Annotated in this window: 7 protein-coding genes; 6 read left to right on the forward strand and 1 reads right to left on the reverse strand. The window is 72.0% G+C overall.

Annotated features, from left to right (window positions below; genetic code table 11):
• The first annotated feature begins 17 nt into the window (after window positions 1-17).
• Together V1258_RS01605 and V1258_RS01610 are read left to right on the forward strand one after the other, a co-directional pair.
• The gene (locus tag V1258_RS01605) at window positions 18-593 is read left to right on the forward strand and encodes a hypothetical protein (RefSeq protein ID WP_329748048.1); all 576 of its coding nucleotides are present in this window, start codon (window positions 18-20) and stop codon (window positions 591-593) included.
• Window positions 590-1,507 carry an HTTM domain-containing protein gene (locus V1258_RS01610; protein WP_329748049.1) on the forward strand — a complete coding sequence of 306 codons (918 nt, stop codon included), beginning with the start codon at window positions 590-592 and terminating at the stop codon, window positions 1,505-1,507. Before V1258_RS01605 ends, V1258_RS01610 begins: the two co-directional genes overlap by 4 nt.
• 57 nt (window positions 1,508-1,564) lie before the next feature.
• On the opposite strand, the gene V1258_RS01615 is transcribed toward V1258_RS01610, so the two are convergent.
• Window positions 1,565-1,834 carry a hypothetical protein gene (locus V1258_RS01615; protein WP_329748050.1) on the reverse strand — a complete coding sequence of 90 codons (270 nt, stop codon included), beginning with the start codon at window positions 1,832-1,834 and terminating at the stop codon, window positions 1,565-1,567.
• Window positions 1,835-1,906: 72 nt separating this feature from the next.
• Between V1258_RS01615 and V1258_RS01620 the strand changes: the two genes are divergently transcribed.
• From V1258_RS01620 to gatB, 4 genes are read left to right on the forward strand one after another with little or no spacing between them, the layout of a single operon-like run.
• A complete protein-coding gene (locus V1258_RS01620) occupies window positions 1,907-2,704 on the forward strand; it encodes a GNAT family N-acetyltransferase (RefSeq protein ID WP_329748051.1) in 798 nt (265 codons plus the stop codon).
• A 9-nt stretch (window positions 2,705-2,713) separates the two neighbouring features.
• Window positions 2,714-3,010 carry an Asp-tRNA(Asn)/Glu-tRNA(Gln) amidotransferase subunit GatC gene (gene gatC, locus V1258_RS01625; RefSeq protein ID WP_329745321.1) on the forward strand — a complete coding sequence of 99 codons (297 nt, stop codon included), beginning with the start codon at window positions 2,714-2,716 and terminating at the stop codon, window positions 3,008-3,010.
• A gap of 1 nt (window position 3,011) precedes the next feature.
• Window positions 3,012-4,523: an Asp-tRNA(Asn)/Glu-tRNA(Gln) amidotransferase subunit GatA gene (gene gatA, locus V1258_RS01630; protein WP_329748052.1), complete on the forward strand. Its 1,512-nt coding sequence runs from the start codon at window positions 3,012-3,014 to the stop codon at window positions 4,521-4,523.
• Window positions 4,523-6,034 (forward strand): Asp-tRNA(Asn)/Glu-tRNA(Gln) amidotransferase subunit GatB, encoded by a 1,512-nt coding sequence (gatB, locus tag V1258_RS01635; RefSeq protein ID WP_329748053.1) that lies wholly within the window; start codon window positions 4,523-4,525, stop codon window positions 6,032-6,034. Before gatA ends, gatB begins: the two co-directional genes overlap by 1 nt.
• The last annotated feature ends 58 nt before the right edge of the window (window positions 6,035-6,092 follow it).

Raw genomic sequence — 6,092 nt, forward strand, 5'->3', positions numbered from 1 at the left:
CCGGTTACGGTGCCGCCATGTCCGCTGACGCACTCCTCCCACCGCACGCACCGCCCACCGCCTCGATCCCCGACGGTCCCCTCACCCGGGTCCTCGCGGGAGCACTCGCCGCCGCCCTGCTCGGCGCCGTCTCCCTGCCGATCCGCCGCTACGCCCGCCCCGAGGACGAGGTCCGGGACAGCTTCCCCTTCAGCCACTACCCGATGTTCTCCGCGACACGGAAGTCCCACTACTGGGTCACGCACCTCCTCGGGGTGAAGCAGGACGGCACCGTCGCCCCGCTGCACTATTCCTACCTCGGCACCGGCGGGCTGAACGCCGTGCGCCGCCAGGTCCGCCGCCGCGTCGCCGACGGGGACGGCCAGGTCATCGCCGACCGGGTCGCCGCCCGCATCGCCTCCCGCGATCGAGTGCAGGACCGCGATGTCGTCCGCGTGCACGTGGTCCGCGGACGCTATCTCGTCGCCCCCTTCATGGAGGGCGCGGACCGCGACACCTTCACCTCGAAGCTCGACGTGCGAGGCAGCGCCGACGTGCCCGGCCGCGAAGCGGCATCGACGGACGCGCCCATGACGGAAGGGGAGACGGCATGAGTCTCCGCAGCCTGCTCGGCTCCGTGCCCGGCCTCACCGCCGAGGTCGGACGCCGCCTCGCCCCTCGCAGCGGTGCCACCACCCCCGCCGTGCTCCGTATCGCCGTCGGCGCGTACCACCTCTGGCACGTCGGCAGCCGTCGTCGGCTGTATCGGGGCGTGCACCGCACGGACCAGGAGAGCTTCGCCCCGGTGGGAGTCGTGCGCGTGCTGAAGCGACCTCTGCCCCCGGTGGTCGCCGACCGACTGGTGGATGCGTCCCTGGTGACCGGAGCGCTGGTCACGGCGGGCGTCGCGCATCGCGTGATCGGACCGCTGCACGCCGCGCTGCAGACCTGGAACTTCACCTACCGCAACTCGTGGTCGATGGTGTACCACCACGAGAACGCGCTCGTGCTGCACACCGTGGTGCTCGGTGTGGCCCCTGCCGCGGATGCCCTCAGTGTCGACGCGCTGGTGCGGGACGGTCAGCTGCTGCCGCCGCGCAGGTCCTGGATGTACGGGGCGACGCCGATGGTGATGAACGCCGCCGTGGCCATGACCTACCTGCTCGCCGGCGTCGCGAAGCTCGTGCGCGGCGAGGGCGTGCGCTGGGCCGACGGGGAGCAGATGCGCGGTCAGGTGGCCTTCGACGCACTGCGCAAGACGATGCTGGGGGAGGAGCCGTCACCGGTCGGTCGCGCGCTGTACCCGCACGCCTGGATGTTCACCGGCATGGCGGTCATCTCCCTGGTCCTCGAACTGGGCGCACCGCTCGCGCTGGTGGACCGCCGCCTCGGGAGGGTGTTCGCCGTCGGCGCCTTCGCGATGCACTGGGGTATCAAGGTGATCATGCGGATCACGTTCCCGTACAACCTGTCCGGGGTGATGTACCTGCCGCTGCTGCTGATGCCGAGACCGGAGCGCGATCGCTGAGGCGCACCACGGTCCAAGGGGCGGTGCCGGCAGGTACGGCGCCGGCACCGCCGGGGATCAGTCCTGAGACTCGGCGTCCTGCCCGGTGCCCTCGGCATGTGCGGCGTCCGCGGCATCTGCGTCATCGGCGTCGGAGTCCTGCGCGGCGAGCCGGCGCAGGCGCTCGACGGTGGACTCGTCGTCGCGCAGCGGGTCCTCCTTGGTCGCGAGGGCGCGACGCATCCGGGCCTCGAGCTCCTGGGCCTCGCGGATCGCGGGATTCTCGGACATCCCCTCCCGGTCCTCGGGGTCGTGCGAGGCGTAGTCGATGTTGGGGTCGACGGACATGACGGTCTCCTCCGGCGCTGACGAGCGGGTCGTGGAGGCACGGAGTCTACCGCCGACCCCTACGATGCCGAGGTGAGCAGAGCACCCCGCCCCCTGACCGGACGCCCTCTCGTCGAGGCGCTGATCGACGGCTGGCGACCCCTGGCACGGCTCGACGTCGACGGCTTCGCGCTGCTCCGCTCCCGCGGGGTCACGCGTCGTGCCCACAGCGCCGTCGCGCTCGACGCCCCCGACTCCCCGTCGGCCCTGCTCCGCGCCGTCGAGCGCATCGAAGGGCTCTGCGCCGCGGCAGGGGAGCCGGCCACCTTCCGCATCCTCGACCTCCACGGTCCGGCACCCCTGGATGCGCTGCTCGCCGAGCGCGGCTACACCCTCGAGGGTCGCAGCGTTGTCCAGGAGATCGCCCTGGACCGCGCGCCCGCGCCGGCTCCCGCCACGGAGATCCGCGTCAGCGGACTGGACGAGGAGTGGTTCGAGGCCGCCTGGCGCCTCGCGCCGCGTCCCGGCGAGGAGGCGCGCCGCACCTTGCACGACATCCTCGCGGGCACCCCCGCGGTGCAGGTCCTGCTCCGACCCGCTCCCGGGGAGGCGCCCGTGGCCGTCGGCCGGGCGGCTCTCGTGGAGACTGGTCGCGAGCGGACCGCCGTGCTGAACCAGATCGCCGTCGACCCCGCGCACCGCCGCCACGGCCTCGGCCGGGACGTGTCGCGGACCCTCCTCGCGGTCGCCGCCCGCCAGGGTGCGGTCCGCGCCCTGCTCGAGGTCGAGGAGGACAACCACGCCGCGCGTGCGCTCTATCGCGGCCTCGGCTCCCGGGAGCTCGGCGGCTACCACTACCGGGTGGGAGTCGACCCGGCGGAGCACGCCTAGACTGTCGGCATGCCTTCGATCGGACGAGATGACGTCGCACGCCTCGCCGACCTCGCACGGATCCAGCTCACCGAGGAGGAGATCGCCCGCTTCGCCGGCGAGTTCGACTCCATCATGGACGCTGTCGCCTCCGTCTCCGAGGTCGCCACCGAGGACGTCCCGGCGACCAGCCACCCCATCCCGATGACCAACGTCTTCCGCGAGGACGTCGTCACCGACACCCTGAGCCAGGAGCAGGCCCTCTCCGGCGCCCCCGAGGCGCAGGACGGCCGCTTCGCCGTGCCGCAGATCCTGGGGGAGGAGTGATATGACCAGCTCCGACATCCTGCGCCGCTCCGCGGCCGAGCAGGCCGCCGCGCTCGGGGCCGGGGAGATCTCCTCGAGCGAGCTGACCGCCGCGCACCTGGACCGCATCGACGCCGTCGACGGTGACCTGAACGCCTTCCTGCACGTCAGCCGCGAGGAGGCGCTCGCCACCGCGCGCGAGGTCGACTCCCTCCGCGCTGCGGGCGAGGAGCTGCACCCGCTCGCCGGCGTGCCCATCGCCGTGAAGGATGTGGTGGTCACCGAGGGGATTCCCACCACCGCCGCCTCCAAGATCCTCGAGGGGTGGATCCCGCCCTACGACGCGACCCTCGTCGAGAAGCTGCGGGCGGCGCGCCTGCCGATCCTCGGCAAGACCAACATGGACGAGTTCGCCATGGGCTCCTCCACGGAGTCCAGCGCCTTCGGCCCGACCCGCAACCCCTGGGACCGCGAGCGCATCCCAGGCGGTTCGGGCGGCGGCAGCGCCGCTGCCGTCGGCGCCTTCGAGGCGCCGCTCGCGATCGGCACCGACACTGGCGGCTCGATCCGCCAGCCCGCGTCGGTCACCGGCACCGTGGGCGTCAAGCCCACCTACGGCTCGATCTCCCGCTACGGCCTGATCGCCATGGCCAGCTCCCTGGACCAGGCAGGTCCCGTCACCCGCACCGTGGCCGATGCCGCCCTGCTGCACGAGCTGATCGCCGGGCACGACGCGCGCGACTCGACCTCCCTCCCGGACCCGGTCGGCGCCTACGCGGAGGCCGCGGGCCGGAAGGACGTGAAGGGCCTCCGCATCGGCGTGATCGCCGAGCTCGAGGGCGAGGCGTTCGCCCCGCTCGTCGGCGAGCGGTTCTCCGAGTCCCTCGCCCTGCTCGAGCAGGCGGGCGCCGAGATCCACCGCGTCTCCTGCCCGAACTTCGGCTACGCGCTCGGCGCCTACTACCTGATCATGCCGTCGGAGGCGTCCTCGAACCTCGCGAAGTTCGACGGCATGCGTTTCGGCTTGCGGGTCGTCCCCGAGGAGAGCCCGACCGCCGAGTCCGTCATGAAGGCGACCCGCGGCGCCGGCTTCGGCGACGAGGTCAAGCGCCGCATCCTGCTGGGCACCTACGCCCTCTCCGCCGGCTACTACGACGCCTACTACGGCAGTGCGCAGAAGGTCCGCACCCTGGTGCAGCGCGACTTCGCGGCGGCGTTCGAGCAGGTGGACGTCCTCGCCTCGCCGACCGCGCCGACCGTCGCGTTCCGCCTCGGAGAGAAGGTCGACGACCCGCTGGCGATGTACGCCAACGACATCGCGACCATCCCCGCCAACCTCGCCGGCGTGCCGGGCATCTCGCTGCCCAGCGGCCTCGCCGAGGACGGTCTGCCCGCCGGCATCCAGTTCCTCGCCCCTGTCCGCGGCGACGAGCGGCTGTACCAGGTGGGCGGCGCCCTCGAGGCGCTGCTCGAGGACTCCTGGGGCGGGCCGCTGCTGGCCCAGGCCCCTGATCTCACCGGAGGTGCGCTCTGATGACCGCCATCACCACCGATCTCGTCGACTTCGACGACGCGATCGACCGCTACGACCCGGTCCTCGGCATCGAGGTCCACGTCGAGCTCGGCACCGCCACCAAGATGTTCGACGGCGCGCCGAACATCTTCGCCGCCGAGCCGAACACCGCGATCACGCCCACCTCGCTGGGCCTGCCCGGCTCGCTGCCCGTCGTCAACGGCAAGGCGGTCGAGTACGCGATCCGCATCGGCCTGGCCCTGAACTGCCAGATCGCCGAGACCTGCCGCTTCGCGCGCAAGCAGTACTTCTACCCGGATCTGACGAAGAACTTCCAGACCTCCCAGTACGACGAGCCGATCGCCTTCGACGGCTGGGTCGACGTGGAGCTCGAGGATGGCGAGATCGTCCGGGTCGAGATCGAGCGCGCGCACATGGAGGAGGACGCTGGCAAGAACACCCACGTCGGCGGCGCCTCCGGCCGCATCCACGGCGCGACCCACTCGCAGGTGGACTACAACCGCGCTGGCGTGCCGCTGGTCGAGATCGTCACCAAGCCGATCCCGGACACCAAGGGTCGCGCCCCCGAGGTCGCGGCCGCCTATGTCCGCACCCTGCGCGACATCTTCCGGGCCCTCGACGTCTCCGAGGCGCGGATGGAGCGCGGCAACGTCCGCGCCGACGTCAACGTCTCCCTGCGCGCGGACTCCGGCGCTCCGCTCGGCACTCGCACCGAGACCAAGAACGTCAACTCGTTCCGGTCGATCGAGCGGACCGTCCGCTTCGAGATCTCCCGCCAGGCGGGGATCCTCGACGCCGGCGGCAGCATCGTGCAGGAGACCCGCCACTTCCACGAGGACACCGGCGAGACCTCCTCGGGTCGTCCCAAGTCCGACGCCGAGGACTATCGCTACTTCCCCGAGCCGGACCTCGTCCCCGTCGCGCCGAGCCGCGAGTGGGTCGAGGAGATCCGCGCCTCGCTGCCGGAGCTGCCGGCCGCGCGGCGTCGCCGCCTGCTGGGGGAGTGGGGCTTCAGCGATCTCGAGATGCGCGACGTGATCAACGCCGGCGCCCTCGACCTCATCGAGCAGACGGTCCTCGCCGGCGCCTCCGCGCAGGCCGCGCGCAAGTGGTGGATGGGCGAGCTGGCCCGCACCGCGCGCGAGCAGGAGGTCGAGCTCCACGGTCTCGCGGTCACCCCCGCGCAGGTCGCCGAACTGCAGGGCCTCGTCGATGAGAAGAAGATCAACGACAAGATCGCCAAGCAGGTGCTCACCAAGGTGCTCGCCGGCGAGGGCGACCCCGCCGCGATCGTCGAGGCCGAGGGACTCGCCGTGGTCTCCGACGACTCCGTGCTCACCGGCGCAGTGGATCAGGCGATCGCCGACAACCCGGACGTCGTCGCCAAGATCCAGAGCGGCAAGGTCCAGGCGATCGGTGCTCTCATCGGCCCGATCATGAAGGCCACCCGCGGCCAGGCCGACGCCGGCCGCGTCCGCGAGATCATCATGGAGAAGCTCGGCGTGAGCTGAGCCGGGCTCCGGAGCCCGCTGCCAGGAACGGGGGGGAGCACCACACAGATGCGGGTGA

The organism is Brachybacterium sp. J153, from assembly GCF_036311905.1.
Classification (GTDB): Bacteria; Actinomycetota; Actinomycetes; order Actinomycetales; family Dermabacteraceae; genus Brachybacterium.